This is a genomic window from Fusibacter fontis (assembly GCF_055378735.1).
On the sequence record NZ_AP042445.1, the window covers coordinates 1,561,403 to 1,582,878 of the forward strand.

Annotated in this window: 15 protein-coding genes; 4 read left to right on the top strand and 11 right to left on the bottom strand. The window is 37.3% G+C overall.

Going from position 1 to position 21,476, the window contains the following annotated elements; genetic code table 11:
• Nucleotide 1: 1 nt before the first annotated feature.
• Nucleotides 2–3,340 carry a PD-(D/E)XK nuclease family protein gene (locus tag ACZ41W_RS07035; RefSeq protein WP_464314163.1) on the bottom strand — a complete coding sequence of 1,113 codons (3,339 nt, stop codon included), beginning with the start codon at nt 3,338–3,340 and terminating at the stop codon, nt 2–4.
• 161 nt (nt 3,341–3,501) lie between these two features.
• Between ACZ41W_RS07035 and ACZ41W_RS07040 the strand changes: the two genes are divergently transcribed.
• Nucleotides 3,502–4,209 (top strand): TIGR01906 family membrane protein, encoded by a 708-nt coding sequence (locus tag ACZ41W_RS07040; protein WP_464314164.1) that lies wholly within the window; start codon nt 3,502–3,504, stop codon nt 4,207–4,209.
• Nucleotides 4,210–4,274: 65 nt separating this feature from the next.
• On the opposite strand, the gene ACZ41W_RS07045 is transcribed toward ACZ41W_RS07040, so the two are convergent.
• From ACZ41W_RS07045 to ACZ41W_RS07055, 3 genes are all read right to left on the bottom strand, one after another.
• Entirely contained in the window at nt 4,275–4,901 is a 627-nt protein-coding gene (locus ACZ41W_RS07045; RefSeq protein WP_464314165.1) for a CBS domain-containing protein, read from the bottom strand.
• 111 nt (nt 4,902–5,012) lie between these two features.
• On the bottom strand, nt 5,013–6,842 hold the full coding sequence (locus ACZ41W_RS07050) for a GAF domain-containing protein (protein WP_464314166.1): 1,830 nt from the start codon (nt 6,840–6,842) through the stop codon (nt 5,013–5,015).
• A 14-nt stretch (nt 6,843–6,856) separates the two neighbouring features.
• A complete protein-coding gene (locus ACZ41W_RS07055; protein ID WP_464314167.1) occupies nt 6,857–8,440 on the bottom strand; it encodes a DUF342 domain-containing protein in 1,584 nt (527 codons plus the stop codon).
• Nucleotides 8,441–8,795: 355 nt separating this feature from the next.
• Here ACZ41W_RS07055 and htpG point away from each other — a divergent pair, with 355 nt between their 5' ends.
• Genes htpG through ACZ41W_RS07070 form a run of 3 tightly spaced genes read left to right on the top strand, consistent with a single transcriptional unit; the run spans nt 8,796 to nt 11,730 of the window.
• Nucleotides 8,796–10,673, top strand: coding sequence for a molecular chaperone HtpG (gene htpG / locus ACZ41W_RS07060; RefSeq protein ID WP_464314168.1), 1,878 nt, complete (start codon nt 8,796–8,798; stop codon nt 10,671–10,673).
• A gap of 53 nt (nt 10,674–10,726) precedes the next feature.
• Complete coding sequence (locus tag ACZ41W_RS07065) at nt 10,727–11,032, top strand: CidA/LrgA family protein (RefSeq protein WP_464314169.1); 306 nt, start codon at nt 10,727–10,729, stop codon at nt 11,030–11,032.
• Nucleotides 11,029–11,730 carry an LrgB family protein gene (locus ACZ41W_RS07070; RefSeq protein ID WP_464314170.1) on the top strand — a complete coding sequence of 234 codons (702 nt, stop codon included), beginning with the start codon at nt 11,029–11,031 and terminating at the stop codon, nt 11,728–11,730. The genes ACZ41W_RS07065 and ACZ41W_RS07070 overlap by 4 nt, the downstream gene beginning before the upstream one ends.
• Nucleotides 11,731–11,831: 101 nt before the next feature.
• Here the strand turns inward: ACZ41W_RS07070 and ACZ41W_RS07075 are convergent, their stop codons facing one another.
• From ACZ41W_RS07075 to ACZ41W_RS07105, 7 genes are all read right to left on the bottom strand, one after another.
• Complete coding sequence (locus ACZ41W_RS07075) at nt 11,832–13,061, bottom strand: aminopeptidase (RefSeq protein WP_464314171.1); 1,230 nt, start codon at nt 13,059–13,061, stop codon at nt 11,832–11,834.
• 93 nt (nt 13,062–13,154) lie between these two features.
• Nucleotides 13,155–13,598: a MarR family winged helix-turn-helix transcriptional regulator gene (locus ACZ41W_RS07080; RefSeq protein ID WP_464314172.1), complete on the bottom strand. Its 444-nt coding sequence runs from the start codon at nt 13,596–13,598 to the stop codon at nt 13,155–13,157.
• Nucleotides 13,599–13,850: 252 nt separating this feature from the next.
• Nucleotides 13,851–15,311: a PP2C family serine/threonine-protein phosphatase gene (locus tag ACZ41W_RS07085; protein ID WP_464314173.1), complete on the bottom strand. Its 1,461-nt coding sequence runs from the start codon at nt 15,309–15,311 to the stop codon at nt 13,851–13,853.
• Nucleotides 15,311–15,988, bottom strand: coding sequence for a vWA domain-containing protein (locus ACZ41W_RS07090; protein ID WP_464314174.1), 678 nt, complete (start codon nt 15,986–15,988; stop codon nt 15,311–15,313). The genes ACZ41W_RS07085 and ACZ41W_RS07090 overlap by 1 nt, the downstream gene beginning before the upstream one ends.
• Before the next feature lie 21 nt (nt 15,989–16,009).
• Nucleotides 16,010–17,335 (bottom strand): protein kinase domain-containing protein, encoded by a 1,326-nt coding sequence (locus tag ACZ41W_RS07095; protein ID WP_464314175.1) that lies wholly within the window; start codon nt 17,333–17,335, stop codon nt 16,010–16,012.
• 81 nt (nt 17,336–17,416) lie between these two features.
• On the bottom strand, nt 17,417–18,448 hold the full coding sequence (locus ACZ41W_RS07100) for a hypothetical protein (protein WP_464314176.1): 1,032 nt from the start codon (nt 18,446–18,448) through the stop codon (nt 17,417–17,419).
• Between the two features lie 217 nt (nt 18,449–18,665).
• Nucleotides 18,666–21,392 (bottom strand): phosphodiester glycosidase family protein, encoded by a 2,727-nt coding sequence (locus tag ACZ41W_RS07105; protein ID WP_464314177.1) that lies wholly within the window; start codon nt 21,390–21,392, stop codon nt 18,666–18,668.
• Between the last annotated feature and the right edge of the window lie 84 nt (nt 21,393–21,476).

A 21,476-nucleotide genomic window follows, 5' to 3' on the forward strand; every position in this document is an offset into this window, starting at 1 on the left:
ATTACTCCTTTAAAATTTGAAATATGTCATCATTGGAATATTCTTTAATCTTTCGATAAGCGTTGCCTTCAAAACTCGTATCGAATTGACAAATCGTCTGATAATCACAGAATGAACAGCTGTTTGATCCTTTCATTTTACAAGGCACAATTCCAATTTCACCTTCTAAAATGGCATCGCCTACCTCTGAGACAGTTCGATTGACATGTTCAATAAGCCCTTTAAAAATTTGAATTGGAACGACTTTTGAATCTTTTGAGAATTCGCCATCGTTTTTGATCCGTACTTGGATTACACTGGATTTCATTTCTTCATATAACTGAGCATCAAACCCTTTTAAAACAAGCGCATGATCAAGCGCCAATCCATCCATTTTGAGCTCTCCTTGAATCAATGCATCCACTGACTGATGATTGACTTCAGTCGACTCAATAAATTGATCTTCAATTTTAAAATAAAATGCGCCTGCAGGTTCAAGTGACTCAGATTTAAAATACTGAGGATTATTTAGACACGCTTTTAGATAAACCATGAGTTGCATTTGTAAACCATTATAAATATCTGAAATGGACAATGACTTATTTCCCGATTTATAATCGATGATTCGAATGTAATCGCGTTCTTCTGTGTTCAACTTGTCCACGCGGTCAATAACGCCTCGTATCAATAGTTTCTCACCATTTTTCAACTCAATGGTTATTGGAGCAGCACTATTTAAGTCGTTTCCAAATGCCACCTCAAATGCCGTCGGTTCAAAAGAACCCGTTGCCAATTGACGCGTCAACGTCCACGCCGCTTTTTTAGATACGCGTCTCAACTTTTGCAAAAGGTATTGATATTGAAAGCGCGACTGAAAGATTTCTTTTTGTGCATATTGACCGACAATTTCGTCGATAAAGGTGTTGGATTGCTCCTGCGAAAGTGCATTCCAAGAAAGCTTTCGTTCGTAAATAGTCTTCCCGAACTGTTCAAGAACACCGTGAAACAGCGTGCCAATATCAGGTGCATTGAGTTCATAGTTTTTCTGTGGAATCAGCTGTAAGCCAGATTCAACAAAGTATTTAAAAGGACAAAGAACAAATTGTTCCAATCGAGAAACACTGCTTTTTAGCGGCATTTGATAGACTGCTTCAATATGACTTTTATCTAACTTCTCAACGAGGTTACTATGATACAGACCTTCAATTAAAAGCTGTGACACCTCCGGTTGATTGGCTGCAAACCATAAAAAGGTCATACGCCACTCATCGGCTAATGGGTAGCCATCAATGGCTTTTCGCAAAGCACCTGCCAAGTGCTTAACAACCGCATATTCGGATTGTATTTTATCTTGCGCCATTAACGGCGTTCTAAAATCATCACCGATTGTTAGACTCGGAGCAATTTTCTGAAGTTTTGTTATAAGATATGAGGGTCTCAGCGAAGCACCTTCTGCATCAGCTCGAGAAAAACTAAAATACAATCGCTCCGACGGACGCGTTAATGCAAAGTAAATATTGAAGATTTCTTTATTGGAAAACATGACACTATCTGCCATCATCTGAACGCCCATTTCAGCCAATTTTTCTTTTTCAGCATCCAAAATCAGTTGCTTGTCATTACCCGATTCCGGAATTACGCCATCATTCATGCCCAGTACAAACAACACTTTGATGGGGTGAGACTTAGAACGATCAAGCGTTCCCACCAATACTTGTTGTTCATTTTGAGGAAGCAACCCCACTTCCATATGGTCAAATCCCGACTCAAGCACATCGATCCATTCAGACAGCGACAAGTGTTCATCCGCCATGATGGTGTAAAATTGATCCAATAAATCCATCGTCAAGTTCCAAATTTGCGCGTACTGCTGAGCATGTTCATAGTCATTACACGCCATGAACTCGGCAACTTTTGCATCTATTTGCATTTTTACATCCAACTCAAGCAACATGTCGTAAATACATCGAATGGCCGATTCAGTTGAAATTTTCTTTTCTTTCAGTACGGGCGAAATGGTACGAACCAATCTTTCGCGTACTACGTTCACACCACCAAGATCCATGCCCTCAACGACGGTTTGTTCAATCACGTGTTCAAGACGCTTATCGCGAATCCCAAATTGTTTAATGATGAGTTCAAATGCGCTCATATCGATGTCATCACATCCAAAAAAGCCAGATTTGATAAATCGCATGGTGTACTCTGGCGCAAATCGCTCCTCGTGCATTTTTAAATAGGACACAATCATATGCACCAGTGGATGTGTGGTAACTGAAACTTTTTCATCAATAAAATACGGAAACTGGTAAGTATCAAAAACGCGTTTGATGCTAGGGGCATATTGCTCAATTGCGTTTGAAATAACTGCAAAATCATTCCAAGTATAGTTTTCGTCTCTCACGAGCTGAAGAATGGTACCAGCGCATCGCTCAACTTCTGCCAGTCGATTTTCAGCAGAATAAATCGAGACAGGGCATTCGAGGGTATCTTTTTTTTGGTAGGGATACGATAGAAGATTTTCTGAAATATGTCGTAAATCTTCTGGAACACCTTTCCAGTCACAGGCTGACATCTTGATTGGCAAATTCAACTCAGATGCCATTGTCACGATTTTTTGAAACATGTGATTGGTATGCGCAAAAAGAGGATTGCTCAAATTACCGTCTGAGCATATTGCAATTGTCAATGTCTGAGATAGTTGCGCTAGACGATTGATTATGGCATATTCTTGTCCAGTAAAACTGTCAAATCCATCGATATACACGTCGGCATCTTGAAGTTTTTTTGATAAAGGAAGCCTTTCTAAGAGCACTTGATAAAAATCTTCTTCATCGAAAAATGCATGTTCTTTCAGCTCTTCATATGCAGTGTAAATCACACTGGCATCACTAAGTTTATTTGCTAACATGCTTTCTGGTTCCAATGATTCAATCACGCGATTTAAGTTCTGTGGCTCAATGGTATTTTGTTTGAATTCTTTAATCAACTCGTAAAATTGAGTTAAAAATCCGTACTTGTTATGTGCGTGTTTATAGACATTTAACTTGGACTCATTTTCAACAAACAGACGCCTTAACAGCATCATCTGTCCTATTTCAGATATTTTAACGCCTTCAATTTGCTCAATTTCTTCTAATACTTTATATGCAAGTCTTTTAAAACTCACAACTTCAATTCCAATAAATCCTTTTAAATCGCCAAATTCAATCAACTGCTTTTCAGCTTCCAGTGTAAATTGTTCTGGAACGATTAAAACGATCTGCCTAGATTCAGAATGATCGGACATTTTGTGATAAATGTTAGAATATAACTCATGAGTTTTACCAGATTTTGCTTTTCCATAAACAATCTGAATCATAGCGCCTCCAAATGATACAATTGTGATGCCTTATAGTTTATTCCATTCTATCATTAGAACTTTTCAACTTCAAGAAAATGCCTTGTGAAAACTCAGAATCCATTTTGCATTTTTAGGTTTATCCGATATAATCAAATTAATGACACGAAGAGGAGCATTTTATGAAACAGAAACAGACACTATTGGGCGTTTTAACTTGTCTCATCATCAGTTTTGGCTTAGTATTTAACACTCTTGTATTACCGTTTATGTTCTTAGCATTTAACGAATCTTTTTATACCCGTTCCTTTTTAGATCTCAAGGTCCACGAAGACATTGGATTCTCTGAAGAAAGCTTGACGCGTGTGACACATGCATTAATCACCTATATCAAAGATGGTTCTGGTGACATCAAAGGCAAAGAAGTGGTCCGTGGTGAAGAAGTCGTGTTTTACAATGAAAAAGAACAAATTCATCTTGAAGATATTCGCAAATTAATCCAGTCCACACGAATCGTGATCCTAATCGTCAACATCCTATTGATAGGATCCTGTATTTTAGCACTTCGACAAACTCTTAAAAAACAAGAAAAGGGCCTTATCAAAAAACACCTTTCAACTGTTTTAAGCGTCAGTTCGGCGATGATGTTCCTTGTACTTGCAGGTCTTTTTGCACTCTATCAATCGGATTTTGATTGGGCCTTTAGAAAATTCCACGAGATCTTCTTCTCAAATGACCTCTGGCTATTAGACCCACGCACCGATCGCTTGATTCAACTGATGCCTCTTGAATTTTTCATTCACTTTACTACGGTTTGGCTCAGCGTTATTGGAAGCGCTCTTGCACTTTATTTAGTTTCGGCTATCATACTAAGAAAAACATCCAAATAAAAAAAGCGCCTTCTATCCAATAGAAAGGCGCTTTTAAACTTATTTTTCTCTATAATCTTCTCGTTCTATTTGATATAGTCGCGAACTTTGAATCCTTTTTCCTCTAATTTTTTAACAATTTTGTCGATATCTTGACCTTCTAAACGGATTGAAATTTCTTGAATTCCCATAACTTCAGTATCGATCAGCGCGATATTGGTGATATTACCATCATTCTTGGAAATCGTCTCAGCAATTTTCGAAAGCACGCCTCTGAAGTCGTCTGTCAAAATTGAAATTTTTGGATCGTGTAGACCATAAATTTTTGTTAAAATACCGAAGAGTGCGTTTTGAGTAACGATGCCTAAAAACTCATCTTGCTCACCAACAACCGGTATAAATCTAATTTTATTTTTGAAAAAGATATCTGCCGCCTCTTCAATCAAAACATCTGGTGAAATCGTATCGATTTTATCAAAAATGAACTCGCTCACTGCTTTGTTTAAAAACTGATCAAAATCGCCTTGCTTTTCTTTAAAATACATATCATAGATAAATTGTTTTGATAAGAAACCTACAAATTTCTTTCCTTCAACCACTGGTAATGATAAAAAACCATTATCTTCAATCAGTTGCATCGCAAATTTTGCAGAATCCGAAGGTTTTAGTACAGTTAACTCATTAACAGGTGTCATAATTGCTCTAACTCTCATAGTGTTTCCCCTTTCAAGTTTCAATAGTCATTTGTATAACGTATTTCACATCACTGTATATATTCCCACGTTTGATATTGCTATAACAATTATATCATGAATTTAATAACTTTATGCTTCAAAATTTCTAATATTTTCAAGCCAAGTTTCCACTTCTTCCCATTTTGGATTCCACAGATACGGTTTTGTCACATCTGATTCTTCCAAAAGCTCAGTATGCGAAAAATTCACCACAATATCCCCTAAATTCACTTTTTTTACACCTACTACCTGTTCTGAAAAAGCAGTATCCTCAGGCAATTCTTCTGAATCTGACGGGGTCGCCCACACAAGGAAATCCATTTCATACAGTTTCACATCTTTATCATAATCCGAATATATTTGATTGAGTACATAACTTGGTTTAGGCTCATAGTTCACTCTAAACTGATCAAGCAATTTCAGTTGCGACATCAATGGTGCGACGCTGTTGGCCAACAAATCAATCATAATCACTTGTGTTTGCTTCAAACGCTCCACTGTTTTACCTACTACGATTACACCAAGCGGCTCACCAATATAATTTGAAGGCTTAATCGGACATGTAATCAAACAATTCATATCTTCAAATAGCGTGACAAATGATTCTGGATATTTTTTGAGCACTTCGCTTTGAGTAAATACCGCTTCAATTCGTTCGGATTTTGCATCAAACAACGTTTTCAACGTTTCAAAATGCACATTAATCTGATCTGCTTCTAACCCAACGCTTCCCGAACACTTGATCTCACCTTGATGTGCCGTCAATAGTACCGATTGTTCTACACCAAATGTCAAAGCGAGAGTATCCATGATTCTTTCGCATAATTCATCGTACGTTTCAGCGGAATTGACATTTTTAATGATTTTATTCATTCTTTGTAGGACATTTAAATGCTCTTTAAGAAGTTCCTTTTGCTCCGCAATCGTTTCGTATTGTCTCGCATTATTCAGTCCGATATACATGATAGATGCAACATCTTGAATTCTTTCAAGCGTGTTGATATCATAATGGTCACTGGTCATTGACTTTGAAATGGTTACAAACCCCTTAATATTCTCTTTTACCAAAAGCACAACGTACTCAGCATCTAAAAATTTAAACTTTTCAGGTTCTTCAAAAATACCCTCTAAAGCATCAAAATCATTCTCCACTGAAAAAATCGTCTTTTGATTGCTCTGAATGGTCATTTGCTTTAAATTAAAATCTTCATACAGGTCTCTCGGTTGAAAAATGTCATCATACTTACGAATGATGATTTTTTTCTCTGTTTCGTCATAAAGTCCGATGCTCGCCACCTGACAAGTGGTGATTTCGCGAATAACATCTGTACTTAGTTGTAAGATCGTCTTTGTATCAAGTTCCGAGAGCAATACGCGCATCGTGTGTGAAAGCGTATTGATATTAAATACGCGAATATCAATTTCTTTTCTTAAAATAGCACGTTCTAAATATCGAGACGCCTTTTCAAGCGACAAATTCATCAAGTAATTAAAATGATTAAAAAAATCCACTTCATCAGGCTGCATATCCTCAGCATCAGAAGTAATGATAAAACCATAAAGTTTGTCGTCGATAATAAGCGGCATGACCATGGATATAGACAATGTTTCTAGCTCATCTGGCTCAAAGTACCTCATTAGCTTTTCTCTACTCGTCAATAAAAAACCATTTCTTACAGCGAAATCATCATGCGCACTTTTTTTATTCATTCTAGGGAGTTCGATATCATAACGATTTGAAAATCTCGGTTCATAATACAAGCTATCATTTGTAAGCGTATATATTGCCGATTTTAAAGGCTGTTTAAACTCATTAAAAATGGAAAAACCATATTCAATGATCTGATCTAAATGTAAATTCTGCGAAAAAAAATCAATGCTACTAATCAACGCATGGTATTTTTCATGATTCTCAGTCATTGTTCCCCCCTGTGTTAATCAACTGTAAATATTTCGTTATCTTTAATATAAAAAGAGCAACGCATACACTCAGCTACTTGTTTTTGTAAAGATTTCAGTTTCATCATGGTCTTTGGATAAACCGCTTGATGTATCTGGATCTCTCCTTCACCACGCGTTCTCAATATATCTTCAAACTTCTCTAGTTGGCTCGACATATTGGCAAGTTCGTCTAATAAGCTTTGATTGTTTTGCAAAAGTGCGTAATACGTATTCTTCGCACGCTCGTCTAATTTATCAATATTTTGCTCAAATATTTCTAATTTTCGTCGCATACGATTGATATTGAGCACCAAATCACTCATCTTTATCTGCATGGTGTCGAGCTCTGCTTTTACATTTCCACGTATAAATCCTTCTACATTTACCTTTGTTTGGCGTTCTTGAATATTTCCAATCGCCGCAGATACAATTTTATGTTTTGCATTTATTTCGCCACCGACGATTTTTCCTTTTTTAGGATCTAAATAAATCTTATCGGCCTGTAAATAACTATCAAATGCATATTTTGAAATGTTGATTGAGTTCCCCGCAATCATACGACATTCATTGGCAAATTTCACAAAGATATCTTTTTTTGCAATGATGACTGCTTCATTTTTACCATTCACGCCACCGCTTACATAGATAGATCCATTAGTTGATTCGATTTTTTCTGCTGCTCCTATGCCATCTTTTCCCTTAATCTCAATATCACCAGTTGCCTTAACAGAGAACTTATCTAGTACCGTTCCATTGATGGTGATATTGCCATCAAAATCAATATTTCCCGTTGAAAAATCCACATCTCCATAGATAATAATGTGATTTTCAACTCTTATTTTTCCATTTGCAAAATTGACTGCGCCATTATTTTTTGCAATCAAAACGAACTTATCTCCTCTTTGAACTTCATCTACCGTATTGCGATCGTATTTGAGCATCGCTTCTCGGCCAAACTTTGCTGGAATCTTAGCGCCTTTTACGGTCAACCCATCTACGCCTGCTGTTGGAAGTGTCTTTTCACCTAACCAGTCACCCATTTTAACATTATCAATTAAGTTGAGTTCATAATGATCCGACTTACCTGTTTCATCTATTTTTGCTTCTCGCTTTGACAATTCGTAGTAAGTACAAACACCATCTTCTCCTGCGATGGGTTCAATGCCTCTTGCAATAACAATTTTTTTATTAGATACCAACTCATTTTTCAACACTTCTGTTAGTATTCCTGTATTAACCCCTTGTTCTTTCAACAATTGGATTATTTCTGTTTGAATAATCACAAGATCGGCATCGATCTCTTCTTGTGGCACATTTATTTTAATATAGACCGTCATATCATCTGATGCTATTTCAAGTTCATACTTAAGTTTAAGCGTGCCAACTTCGTAGTTCTTGCCATCCGCTAACTTAAACGCATTTTGTAAGACTGCAAACTGACTGACTTTTATTTGCGGAAAATTTTTGAGTACACTGTTAAAATCAAAAACAGTTACACCTGGAGAGGTCACTCTTACATAAATTACTTGATTTTCTTCAAATAATGAAAAACTGGAATTTTCAAATAGACAGTTCATCGCTTGCTCCTTTTACTTTTTATCACAAAACACTTGCCTTTAAATAATCATATTTCAAAACTACTTCAGTTCACAAAATCGCTAGGACATAAGTCCCCACTTTGTTAAAAAGTAATTATGTATATCATAGCACAGTTGATATCTGGATTCTACATTTTGTACAAAATTAGTTGAATATTCATAAAATAAGTGTCATTTCGATGATTTCAACGGACAGAATTTTTTATACAACCGGTTTCATTTGTGCTGTTAGCACTCTGCTCTATCGAGTGCTAATTCCATCTTGACTTTTTAATCCTCTAGCGTTAATATGAATAGTGAGATTTATAAATTTTCAAAAGGAGTGATTTATTATATGTCATTAGAAAAAGGAAGTTTGTCTATTCATAGTGAGAACATCTTTCCCATTATAAAAAAATGGCTCTATTCAGACCATGATATTTTTGTTCGCGAAATAATTTCAAATGCGAGCGATGCCATTACAAAACTTAAGCAACTCAGTTCAATGGGTGAACTTCACTTAGAAGAACATGCAAAATTCAAAATTGAAGTTACACTCGATGAAGCCATGAAGACGTTGACGTTCTCAGACAACGGAATCGGTATGACTGATGAAGAGATCAAAAAATACATCAATCAAATTGCCTTCTCTGGCGCTGAAGATTTCTTGAATAAATACAAAGATAAATCCGACAAAGATCAAATTATCGGACACTTTGGACTAGGTTTTTATTCGGCATTTATGGTGGCTGAAAAAGTAGAAATTCATACGCTTTCTTACCAAGATGGCGCCCAATCTGCGCGATGGAGATGCGATGGCGGTACTGAGTTTGAACTAGAGACAGGCGTTAAAAACACGAGAGGAACAGATATTACACTTTACATCAGCGATGATGGAAAGGAATTTTTAAACGAGTACACGTTGAGACAAACGATTCAAAAATATTGTTCGTTTATGCCGTATGAAATTTACTTAACGGTAATTGGCAAAGAACCAAGTAAGGATGCAGATGGCAACATCATCATTGATGAGCCAAAACCACTCAATACGACATTACCGCTTTATGCAAAATCACCTTCTGAGTGTACAGATGAAGAGTACCGCGAATTCTATCGCACGACGTTTAACGATTACAAAGAACCTCTTTTCTGGATTCATTTGAACATGGACTATCCATTTAACTTAAAAGGGATTTTGTATTTCCCAAAACTGAATACTGAATTTGATACAATTGAAGGTCAAATTAAACTCTATAACTCACAAGTATTTATTGCAGATAACATTAAGGAAGTGATTCCAGAGTTTCTATTGCTTCTTAAAGGCGTGATTGATTGTCCAGACTTACCGCTCAACGTTTCTAGAAGTTTCTTACAAAACGACGGTTTTGTGCGCAAAATTTCAAATTACATCAGCAAAAAAGTTGCAGATAAATTAACAGGGACATTCAAGACAGAACGCGAAGCATTTGAAGGGTATTGGGATGACATCAATCCATTTATTAAATTTGGTGGTTTGAAAGATGAAAAATTCTTTGAAAGTGTGGCTTCTATCTATCTATACAAGACAATCGACGGCTCATATGTCACTATAAACGAATATCTCGAACAAGTGAAAGAAAAACACGAGAACAAGGTATTTTATGTATCTGACGAATTACAGCAAGCTCAATACGTTCGATTGTTCCACGATCATGGTTTAAATGCCGTCATCTTAACGCACAACATTGATGCGCCTTTTATATCACTCGTGGAATCTAAAAATGAAGGCATTTCATTCTTGAGAATCGACTCGGATCTCAACGAACACCTCATAGGTGAATCGACACAATCTGAAGAAGAAAAGAAAGAAGCATTTGAAAAACTCGATAAACTCTTCAAAGAGACGCTTCAAAATGATAAACTGCTTCTAAAACTTGAACATCTTAAAAACGATACGACTTCGTCAATGATGGTTCTTTCTGAAGAAAGTAGACGTATGCAAGATATGATGAAAATGTATGCAATGCCCGGTATGAACGCAGATATGTTCAAACCTGAGGCGACGTTAATTCTCAATACCAATCATCCACTTGTAAACCATCTGATCAACAATGAAACGATTGATGAGGAAACGAAAAAACTCATCTGCGAACATTTATATGACTTAGCAATGTTGTCACATCAACCGCTTTCTTCTGAGAATATGAGCAAATTTATCCAACGCAACAATCAGCTCATGCTCAAACTTATATGAAACTCATCCAACAGCTGGCAGTATTGCTCGGCTTTTGGCTTATAGGAGAAGGATTGAGTCAACTCATTCATTCAGTAATCGTCATCCCCGGTGCCATCATCGGGATGATTTTACTCGCTCTTTCATTGACATTTGGTTTTTTAAAAGAATCTCAAGTTGATGAAATTTGTGATTTTTTTCTGAATCATATTTCCTTCTTCTTCGTGCCTGCCAGCGTTGGCTTATTGGCGCTTACCAATATAACTGGCATGATTCTTCTGAAGCTTTTACTCATCGCCATCATTTCGACTTTTACGACGATGTGGGTATCCATGTTCGTAACGAATTGGCTCGTGAAACGCAAAGGAGGTCCATCATGAACCTCATCCAAAATTTGATCGCTAATCCGGCTTTTAGTATCATTTTAACGGTAGTTGCCTATAGCATTGGCATGTGGGTCAAACAAAAAACGCAACATGTTTTAGCCAATCCAATCCTCATTGCAACCGCACTCATCATTGCCGTTCTTTTGGTGCTTCAGATTCCATATGAAACTTACCAAAAAGGGAGTTATGGCATTCATTATTTTTTAGCGCCACTCACCGTAGCGCTTGGTATGATGCTCTATCGTCAACGACAACTCATTAAAACCTATTTTTGGAGTCTTTTCATCGGGATAAGCAGCGGGGTTCTGACTTCATTTTTGACCATAATTGCTTTGGGAAAACTCTTAAAGCTTGATTTAGATATGGTGGCTTCTTTGTTGCCAAAATCCATCACCACGCCCATGGCGATTTCTTTAGCCGAAATCATCCAAGGAAATTCCGTGATTACCATTGTCATGGTGATTGTTACAGGCATCGCAGGTGCCATGATGGCACCACTTGTAAAAAAACTCTTTAAACACCCTAGCCCAATTGCGACAGGCGTCGGAATAGGCACAGCATCTCATGCTGTGGGCACTTCAAAAGCTATTGAAATGGGAGAAACCGAAGGTGCGCTCAGTTCAACTGCAATCGCACTTTCCGGACTGATTACCGTGTTACTGGTTCCGTTACTATTTACTTTTTTTAAATAGGCGTAGAAAGCACAAAACAGCAGAGATTCCAACTATGGATCCCTGCTGTTTTTTATTGTAATAAAATGTAACTGCTAAGCTTAATCAACAGCTAATAATCATTAAAAAGCAAAATTACCGTCTTTGAAGATTTGAATTTCACGACCGTCATGAGTGGTTCCCACGATGCTTAAGTCGCTTGTTCCAACCATGAAATCTTCATGCGTCATAGAATCGTTGATGCCATTTTGGATCAATTCTTCTGGCGACATATTTTCGCCTTCTTTAACACATACAGGATATGCTTTTCCAAGCGCTAGATGACAAGAAGCATTTTCATCAAATAACGTGTTATAAAATAGAATGCCCATATTTGAAATTGGCGAATCATTTTGAACAAGTGCCACTTCGCCTAAGTATACTGAGCCTTCATCCGTCTCAAGCAAACTTTTAAGATGTTCATATCCAACTTCAGCTTGATACGATACGACCTTTCCATATTCAAAGGTTAATTCAAAACCATCGATTAAGCTACCGTTAAAATTCAGTGGCATCGAGCTTACGACGCGACCATTTACACCTGTTCGATGTGGCGCTGTAAAGACTTCTTCAGTTGGCATGTTTGCAATAAACTCATGTCCTTCTGGTGTAAAGTCAGAACCTCCAATCCAAATGTGATGATCTGGCAAATCCACCACTAGATCCGTACCAAGTTGATTGGTGTAGCGAAGAGATTTGAAGTTCATTTCGTTGAGATAGTTCATTCTCGTTTTTAATTGTGTTTTATGTGCTTCCCATGCTGCCACCGGATCTGCTTCATTGACACGAACCGCTTCGTAGATTGCATCCCATAGTTTATTCATTGCCACGTCAATCGGTTCATTTGGAAATACTTTTTTTGCCCAAGCCGGAGTTGGCACAGAAGCCACACACCACACGTTAATATTATTCATAAGACGTGTACGGTATTCTCTTACAGATGCATCAAACGCTTTTGAATAGCGCTGAATTCTCATAGGATCAACCCCTTTTAGTGCTTCAGGATCAGAGGCTGAAATTGATAAAAATGCCGCATCTTCACGAACATATGACAAGTAAAATTCTTTTTGCCACGAAGGAAACGTATCAAAAATTTCATCCGGTGCTTTTAAGTATCGAATTCTTGAAGAAACTTCGTCATTCCAACGAATTACAACATCTTTCGCACCCGCTTCAAATGCAACTTCAGAAATTTGTCTTGCAAAGTCCGCACACTCAATTGGCGCGTTAACAATCAATATTTGATCTTTTTTGATGTTGATACCTGTTTTAACTACCAGTTCAGCGTATTTTCTTAATTTATTGTCACTCATGCATTCACCTCAAAAAAAAATTAGGATTAATAATAATCCTAATTTCATCCTAACATACTTCTGTCCTTGATTCCAATTAAAAACCCGTTAAAACTAAATGAATTGCTCAAGAATCTTGTTGATTCCCATAACGTGCGCTTCAAGTGCTTCAACTTCTTCATTAGACAGTTTATCAAATCTTTCTTTTAAATACATCGCTGCATATTTTCTGTGTTTATCAACTTGTTTTTTACCATTTGCTGTTAATGACACATATACAACACGACGGTCTTTTTTCGACGGAGTTCTTTTTAAGAATCCCATCTTGATGAGTTTGTCAACTAATGGTGTCAAGTTTGAATTGATGACGTGAATTTCTCTGCTAATCTCAGACATTGTTAATTGTTTGTGATTTGAGAGCAATAACAAAATTTGTACATGTGATGGGTACAAGTCATCGAGTTTGTAAAGATCATTTTCTCTTAAAATCTTTTTGTTCAACAATGGAACGAGTACTAAAAATTCACCTAAAATACGTTCAATTACTTCTTCTCTCACTTTTTTCACTCCTTTCAAGACTTATATGGTCAAAAAGCACTATTGGTACATTTATATTGGATAACAAGTGCCAACCAATAATTTCGTCTACATACCTCATATATAATAAGATATCCTTTATTAGTTAATAATAATCAATTTTTTTCAAAAAATCACGAAAAAAACACAAAAAAACATAAAAACTTTAAAATTTAACAATTTGGACAAAAAAGCGCCCAATTTTAAGCGTTTTTACTTAACTTGAGCGCTGTTTTATGCTAAATCTATTCTTATTGGTACCCCATAAATAAATACCGTAACACCATTTTTTATCGTCACAATTTTTTCGGGAAATATTGTCTCTATACTTCCATTCATATGATATACATACCAGATATGATTCGTTCGATTTTGGATTCCCCAAACATCTGGATACTTTTTATGTTGAATCACCGTACCGACAATGTGATCTTTCAAAGATGTTAGAGGAAATACCTGACTCATGTAAAGATCTGAATTGTAAAACAACTCATACGCCCCTGAATATCCACTGATTGAGACTGCATGCATATCTTGGTCAAGGGAAAAAGTATGGGTTTCATAACAAAATCTCAGCTTTTCTCTGATGCTTACTAAAGTTTGTAACAGCTGTGTTTCTTCGAAATCTTGAAACTCAAAAGGAACCGGATCAATCAAATCATTCACGAGCTGGAGCTTCTCTTCGGAAGACAAAGTTTTTAACTCACCTTCTTGTAAGCCAAACAGTTCACCCGTCTGTGACTCTCTTAAAATCGACTGAAGAGAAATGCCTTTAGAGACAATCCCACCGCAGTTTTCAATCGCTTTGCACAGCTGAATCGCATGTTCTAATCGCTTGTTGAACTCACATCCTGTACTTTGTGCCAGTGGCATTTGAAAGTCAGGATATTCTGTTTTCCAAATTTGTATTCCCTCATTTTCCATTCGTGGAAGCATCTCAACACTTCTTCGCTTCATCGCAACCACAGTGGTATCATCGCGTGAATACATCATCGCCGCCTCTGTCATATCGACGATCGTTTGTTCTAACGTCTCTGAATAGGCCATATTCAAGAAAAAAAGAGCATCGTCATAATAATCTCCTGGATAGGCATTTTCAACACCATCTGAGGCCAACGCAATCAAATGAATTGCACTTAAGTCTTCAACCACAGCAACCTTCATTTCTGCCCATGCATTTGCTTGCGATAACGATAGCGTTTCATTGGAACTATATCGCGTTTCTTTGGGAACCGGATAGTAGACAGTACCATCCTGATACACGATGGCGCATTTACCATCCCCAAGCTGGATAAAATAGACAACGTCATTTACGATCACTGCGATTAAAAGCGTACACCCGTACTGAATATGGGATTCAAACGCAGAATCCTGAGCTACTTTTTCTCTCCAGCGCTCTTGAATTTTTTTTGAAAGTGTCGTTTCAATGTGATGACGGCATTGCTGAGGTGATTCCGTTTTAAAAATAGCTGAGTGGATTAAAATTTGACTCAATACCACTTCGATCGCAATCTTTGAACCGATGTCGCTGTAGGGATGAAATTGTCCACCATGTCCATCACTTAAAACGAGGACTTGGAGTTGTCCCAAGTCCTCATATCCATAAGCATCTTGATTCGGCAACTCTTTCTTAACATGTAGACTTCCCATAACAGAATGCCCTGAAATTTGCCAATAATCATTGCTTTTATTCATTACCAATCAATCTCCTCTGTTGCTACTTCTTGCGAAACAGTTGGTGGTGGCGGCAAAAGACCTTTCATCGGATTAATTGATGCATTCGAAGCTGCTGTTGATGCCCATCGAATGTAGTTTTTTAATTCCGCAGCATTTTTAGCTTGTAACGGTTTTAACTCGCCTCTAAAACTCTCTCCGATAAATTCTTGAAGCACATCCATATCGGTTTCAGAACCAATTGCAATGGAGATACGAATTGCTTTACTTCCCCACTTGGTATTTTTAAGCTTTTTCAACCCTGCTGCATAATCATCTGTTGGCAATCCATCCGATAACAAAATCATCACAGGTTGATAGCCTCTTTCACCTTGGAAATCTGAGCTTAATTTTTCTGCTAAAATCTCAAATCCGCGTCCCATATCTGTTACGCCCTTAGTCGGGATGTTTTCCCATGAAAAATCTCGAATATCGACGTTTTTAGTAATCCATCGTGCGCCTGTTGAAAAAGAAAGCGCATGCACTTTAATGCTGCCTTCAGCTTCTCTTGCAATTTCTCGAATATGTGGAATTGCTTCGCGAATTGCATTATTTAACGTTTCAGCTTTTCCACCGTAACTCATTGAATCTGATGCATCTATTAAAAAGAATAAATGCAAATCTCTGTTTCCCATTCTACCTTCTCTTTCAATTGTCATAACTTCCTCCTATAATGTTGTTTATAATGTTGTTCCAGTTTTTAAATTTCCTATTTGACTTCCTAAATAAACTTCAAGTCCATCCGTTATTGGAATGACGCCATCTTTGTAGATTTCTTTTATTTCGCCTGTCTTAGTTGAATACCTCCACACTTCATCCGACAAATTTTTAAGTCCCCAAATTTCAGGGTGTCTCGGATGAATTTCTACCTTAGCATAGAGGGTATCGTAATTCATAATTTGACTATCATCTATTTGATTGGTATATAGAACCGTATCGTGATTGAGCATCAAAATACGCTCACCGACTTTAAGTCGAGGCGGCAGAACGCTTATTTTCTTTCCGCACTTTGGACACTTGTATGGAGCGGCTAATTTTTTACGGTCATAAAACACCTGTCCACCGCAACTGTAACAATACAACAACGCACCTTTTAAACGCGATAAATCTTGAATCCATATACTCTCCCTTACGCGTTGATTCGGATCGTGTAAACCTACTGTAAATGCCTCAACAAAGCGTGCACGAATCCATTCGGGATAATCATACCAATACGCATCTGCCATATCCTTCTTTCCTTTTACTGGACGATTGGTTTCATCAATTGGATCATAGATAAACAAAGGATTGTGTCCATAAAGTTCTGTAAGTGCTTCGTAATCTGCTATTTCAATTTCATACTCCCGCTTCCCTTGAAGTGGATGTTGTAAATGAAGTATTCTAAAGAGGACGACTGCTAATGAAAAGAGGTCTGTTTGTGAACTTGGCGGTTTTTCTCCCTTTACGACTTCAGGCGCCATAAAACCATGAGTTCCCCATATTTCACTTGACTGGGTCAAATTATCAAACGTCACATTGTCATTATCGCAGATGAGAATATCGCCTTTTTCAAAATCTACGAACAAATTACCAAAGGAAATATCTCGATAGCACAATCCACTTAAATGCAGTTCGTTAAATCCATGTGCCATTTTGATGCATGCATCAATCAATGGTTCAAATCGGTTGACTTTCACTTCACCTGAAAAGTAAAGCGCAAGCTTTGTAAATCTCTTTGTATCAATGAGCGGCATGATATAGCCGAAATTGTCTTTCGAGTCCCCTTCAACGATGAGAAGTGGCCAGATAAACTTTTCACTCGGCGCACCTTTTTCCACGAGCATTTCTATTGCACCATATTGCTCAGGGGTTGAGGATGTTTGATTGTACCATTTTAGGGCAAATTGCTGACCTTCTTCAGTTACTAAATAGACATTTCCTTGCCCGCCTCCACCTATTTCTTTTAAAACTCTAAACTTCCGGTCACTACCATAAACGTAGTCGCCATTATTTAATTGATCTGACATGTTGACCTCCTTATTGAATTTCTGATTGTCTTGCTGATTGTCTTGATGATTTTATTTCTGATTGTATGTCTCATACTTCTTCTATTTGTAAATGACCCAGTATTGTCCCACTAACCAAATGAGTACTGACAGGTAATATGGAACGATGGCCTTATACGATAAAAATTCTTTTGCACCTTTTGGCAATCGCATGGAGTAACTTCCCATAACCGCGAAGGATAACCACATCGACACGCCTATCATGACTTGTCCGCCAATATACAGATCCGGAAATTGTGAACCAAATGTGATGAGTATCGCTTGTAAGAGTGCAACTGCCATTGGCAATAAATAGACGATGTTCTTTTTAAATCCCCACTTCATCGTGGTAACAAGAACGATCCACGCGCCTGTACCAAGTAACGTTCCCACGACCCAAGGATCGGAGTAAACTGGGAGTGAGATCTCTCTACTAAATAAATCTGTCAATGTCTGTACAATTCCCTGTGATTCGTTAAGCCCATAGTACGCAAGTGGAATCACGAATAACAAAGCAAGATATAAGAACAAATTGGATTTACTTCGAATAAATTTCTTTTTATATTTTTTCTCACTACTTCCATTACTACCATTACTTCCATTGACTGGTGTCGTATTCCCTTGTTGAAGTTTTATTGGTTGAATTTGTCCAGCGCTTTCTTTTTTTACTGTTCCAGTTTCTGTAATAGGTGCGATGTGTTTCTTTGAGAAATTGCCCTGAACAGATGAAACAATTTTTAGCGTTGCGGTCTGCGTTGGCGTTGTATTCAATGCCAATGCTTTTGCAACGATTAAGATTGATGCCAATATTTCCTCATATACAAATCCATATTCCTTAGAAAATTGAACTGCTAATTTTTCTAACTTTGCGTAATGATTGGATTCTTTTTTCAATTGTCTCATTTGATCAATTGTTCCACTTCGGCCCAATAGTTCTAGTCGAACTTTTAAACCATTTTGATAGGGAATATAATCATTTAAAAGTCCAACAAATCGTTTCGATTTGAAATCTTCGCTTTCACATTGTTCTAATACCATGCTTAATTGTTTTATTAATTCCACTTCTGTCATCTGACGTGGTTTAAAACTCAACATACCATCACCTCTTATGATTCTACTTTACCTTTTTTACGAGCGTGCTTCTAGGCGACTTTGTTTAGTATTCCTTTAAGATTTTCTTACGGGTTTCTAACCGAATTCTCATCTGTGGAAATTGCATAAAAAAACCGCTCTTCTATATACATAGAAAAGCGGTTCCTCATTTTTATTGAATCTACTGTTGTTCTTGAATTTTCTACTTATGCCTGAATCTCTACTGTCCTTGGAAGAGAATTTGATTATTGCTAATTCCCATTTTGAGCATTTTCGCAGTGTCGCCTGATTTTGGAACTCTTACCAAATAAGCACCATTCAATTTTGAAACGCTGAAAAAGTCATTTGACGTTGGAAAAATAAGTGCAACATCCAGGCCTTTTTCTTTTAATGCATCAATTTGAGTTAAAAACAACTCTTGTTCAAGACTATCATTAAACTTATAAACATCACTCATCATGATCACCACTGGTTTGGTATTGCCGGTCGTTTTGACAAAGTTGAGTAAGTTTACCCACTGTTTGTAGTCATTTTTACGAATTGAGCCGTTGTTATTGTTGAGTTTTAACACATGTGCATTATAGCTGTTGCTATAAGCATATTGTCCCTTATTGACCATCCAGTTAAGTGAATTGCTCTTCATAAATGCATCCAGAGATTGACTTAATTTGTCATAGTAAAGAACGCTCATGACATTTCCGGGTGACTGAATGAGTTCATCGTTGAGTTTGTAATCGCTCATCTGTTTGATTTTTTGAACTTCAACTGGTGTCTGAACCACAATTTTCGGACTTGTTATCGCCTCGATGTTATCAACTAAAATATACCCTGAGTCGAGTTTAGTTGCTTCTGTTTCTGCAAGGTAAATTCGATCCAATTTATAAGGTGCCAATCCATCTGTTGGCAAATCTGCACTTACATATTTCCATCCAGTCCAATCCACGTGTGTCGCAAAAGTCAAGTTCGTTGAGATCCCTTTGGCATCAGTTACCGAAGCGCGAAGCCAGTGATCATTGCCCGCATCTCCATTGACCCACATGCCGATTCCCTTTGCATCAAATGGCAATACAGAAGGCGTATTAAAATTGATATATGCCGCCCGTGTACCCGTCGTTGAAGTGAAATCATAGGATAAAATACCTGAAACTCCTTGTTTCGCATCGTCTTTTGTCTCTAAATACGATCCGATAACCGTCGATGGATAGCCTGAATAAGACGCTGTTGGCGTTTCAAAATCATAGAGCATCTTTTTATCTAATCCAACACCTACTGGGATATATGTTTTTAACCCGTCAAACTCACAAGAAATATAGCCTTGTCCTTGTGCAGCACCTGCTACAAAGGCACTCTTTTCGTAATTAAAAGTTCCCAGTGTCGTTGGAACAATCGCTTTTACAACTTTTGATGATATTGGAACTGTTTTACCTTCGTCAGTAACAACTGTGAACGTAATGTCTCTTTCCTCTAAAGTACCAGAAGTGATGACATTTGGCGTTGCAATCAAACGCACTGCGTTGTTTTTCACTGTAACTGGTTGACTCACCGTCATACCGCCATAAGTCGCTTTAATGGTTCCTTTTCCAAGCGAAGTTGGATTAAATTTTCCATTTGCAAATTCACCTGTAATGCCTTCCACTGACCAAACGACGTTTTCATTTAAAATGCTGACTGAGTTGTAGTTGGAATCACTTCCAAGTAATGAAATCTTTGACTCAGCACCCAACATAACAGTGTCACTTGGCATACTAATTTTGATCGTTCTTAGCGTTGGGGAATCCGTCATCACTTTTTTTACAGCGAGACTTGTATACATCCTTCTCTCAGCACCATCAGATGGACGATTCACTGTTTGAATTTGATTTGTAAATGGCGATTGCGCTACCATTTGTGTCGAGCCACCACCATCAAAATTGATGCCTTCATATGCGCCTAACTCAATCAGAATGTTCGCAAGTTCAGTTTGAGTCACGCCTCGATAAGATGCTGTTCTTCCATCAATCGTCACCATGATTAGTTCTTTTCGATCTTGCGTGATTCCTAGTCCAGTTCTAGGATGTACGCCAGTAATATTATGGGAAAAGTTTGTGACCACCTTTCCTTCTTTGATGATCTGTGCGCCACCACCAATACTCAAATCCGTATAACGATAGTTCACATCCCAGTCGATATTTACGATTTCACCTACGTGAAAATTTTGTTCCATCTCTGCGATATCTTTTCCTACAGAAGCGATCACATACCCATTTGCAGGGATATCAAAAGGTTCACCCATGCGTCTAATTTCAATAATCGTATTGTCCACAACGAGCATCTCTAAGATGTCCGAACCTAGATTTTTTCCGTAAGATCTTTTTGTGTATTTATTATCAAAATAAATCGTTCGATCATAAGATAAATAAGGTTTATTCATATAACTTAAACGTTTAGATGAAACGCCATTTGTAAAAATGTTATCTGGTTTATTGATATATGCGATAAATGGCATGCCGTCAATTCCCATATTAAATGATGCAAATTCATTATAACCCGCACTCGTTGTGAGAATTTCATTGTTACGCACCAGATTTCCCATAGTGGTATTATTGGCCGTATCAAAAAAATCACTATTGATGGCAACCGCTACCGTTTTATCGGCGTTGTTTTTCTTGACGATATTCGTGAGTGTATCTCGTTTTGATAAAATCGTATCTGTCAAAACCGTCATCTCGATATTTTTCTCGAGATCCACTCTTACGATATTCATATTGATCCAACCTTCGTTGGTGTAGACTTTTTTATTTTGAAGCGTTACACCGTCTGCGTAGTATTCTACTTCAGAAGCTGTTTCATAAATTTTTGTGTAGGCAAACGCCGTTAAAGGTTGTGTTGATAGTAATAATACTGCCATGCTGGTTAACATGACTTTTCGAACTTTTGTCACAATCCTTTTTTGAATTCTTTTTTCCATTGAGTCTCTCCTTATGTCTAAATGTCTCTGTCCTCTGTTTTCTTTACCATTATACACTATGGATATTTCATCTACATGAAAATA

Bases quoted from the DNA above. Each gene is read 5' to 3' on its own strand.
- ACZ41W_RS07045 (WP_464314165.1), bottom strand. From the start codon at position 4,901: ATGAGAGTTAGAGCAATTATGACACCTGTTAATGAGTTAACTGTACTA.
- ACZ41W_RS07105 (WP_464314177.1), bottom strand. From the start codon at position 21,392: ATGGAAAAAAGAATTCAAAAAAGGATTGTGACAAAAGTTCGAAAAGTC.
- htpG (WP_464314168.1), top strand. From the start codon at position 8,796: ATGTCATTAGAAAAAGGAAGTTTGTCTATTCATAGTGAGAACATCTTT.
- ACZ41W_RS07100 (WP_464314176.1), bottom strand. From the start codon at position 18,448: ATGTTGAGTTTTAAACCACGTCAGATGACAGAAGTGGAATTAATAAAA.
- ACZ41W_RS07085 (WP_464314173.1), bottom strand. From the start codon at position 15,311: ATGAATAAAAGCAATGATTATTGGCAAATTTCAGGGCATTCTGTTATG.
- ACZ41W_RS07055 (WP_464314167.1), bottom strand. From the start codon at position 8,440: ATGAACTGTCTATTTGAAAATTCCAGTTTTTCATTATTTGAAGAAAAT.
- ACZ41W_RS07095 (WP_464314175.1), bottom strand. From the start codon at position 17,335: ATGTCAGATCAATTAAATAATGGCGACTACGTTTATGGTAGTGACCGG.
- ACZ41W_RS07070 (WP_464314170.1), top strand. From the start codon at position 11,029: ATGAACCTCATCCAAAATTTGATCGCTAATCCGGCTTTTAGTATCATT.
- ACZ41W_RS07090 (WP_464314174.1), bottom strand. From the start codon at position 15,988: ATGACAATTGAAAGAGAAGGTAGAATGGGAAACAGAGATTTGCATTTA.
- ACZ41W_RS07050 (WP_464314166.1), bottom strand. From the start codon at position 6,842: ATGACTGAGAATCATGAAAAATACCATGCGTTGATTAGTAGCATTGAT.
- ACZ41W_RS07040 (WP_464314164.1), top strand. From the start codon at position 3,502: ATGAAACAGAAACAGACACTATTGGGCGTTTTAACTTGTCTCATCATC.
- ACZ41W_RS07075 (WP_464314171.1), bottom strand. From the start codon at position 13,061: ATGAGTGACAATAAATTAAGAAAATACGCTGAACTGGTAGTTAAAACA.
- ACZ41W_RS07035 (WP_464314163.1), bottom strand. From the start codon at position 3,340: ATGATTCAGATTGTTTATGGAAAAGCAAAATCTGGTAAAACTCATGAG.